The following is a 717-nucleotide window of genomic DNA, read 5'->3' as shown; positions in this document are numbered from 1 at the left end:
ATATGACAAAATTAAAAGTACTTAAACAAGCCTATTTACCTAGCCAGCTCACTGAAAAACTTAAAGAGATCTATGATATTTATGAATATAACGAGCTCACTTCTGAGGCGTTTTCTACACTAGCAAAAGAATTCAGTATTATGATTGCTAATGGTGAATCAACCGTGACTCGTGAGCTAATTAAAAGCCTACCGTCATTAGAACTTATCGCAGTTTTTGGTGTTGGCTATGATGGTGTTGATATTCACGCAGCAGCTGAACATCATGTTGCAGTCAGCCATACACCAGGCGTATTAACCGATGATGTTGCCGATCTTGCTATGGGGCTTATGCTATCAACTTCACGGAAAATTGTTGCCGCACAGAAATTTATCGAAGCAGGCCATTGGCAAGCAGGTAATTTCCCATGGACACGAAAAGTTTCGGGGTCTCGAATCGGAATTGTTGGTATGGGCAGAATAGGTAGAGCCATTGCTCAACGCTGTGAAGGTTTTTCTATGCAAATTACTTATAGTGACCACAAAGTGATTCCCGATGTGAATTATCCTTGGGTCAAAGATATTGCTGATTTAGCCTCTCAAAGCGATTTTTTAATGGTCTGCACACCAGGAAACTCAGAAAACAAAGCGCTTATTGACGAAAAAATTCTAAAAGCGCTCGGCTCTGATGGTATTTTAATCAACATATCACGGGGCAGCGTGATTGATGAATCTGCAT

1 protein-coding gene is annotated in these 717 nt (G+C 40.4%); it reads left to right on the top strand.

Features of this window, described 5'->3' with window-relative positions:
- Positions 1-2 precede the first annotated feature (2 nt).
- Positions 3-717 (top strand): NAD(P)-dependent oxidoreductase (locus tag ABN217_RS19330; protein ID WP_349459870.1); only part of this gene is annotated, 715 nt, incomplete at its 3' end.

The organism is Proteus sp. fly-1067, assembly GCF_040139345.1.
Classification (GTDB): Bacteria; Pseudomonadota; Gammaproteobacteria; order Enterobacterales; family Enterobacteriaceae; genus Proteus; species Proteus vulgaris_B.
The sequence above is the reverse complement of the archived record's forward strand: the minus strand, read 5'-3'. Positions and strand labels throughout refer to the sequence as shown.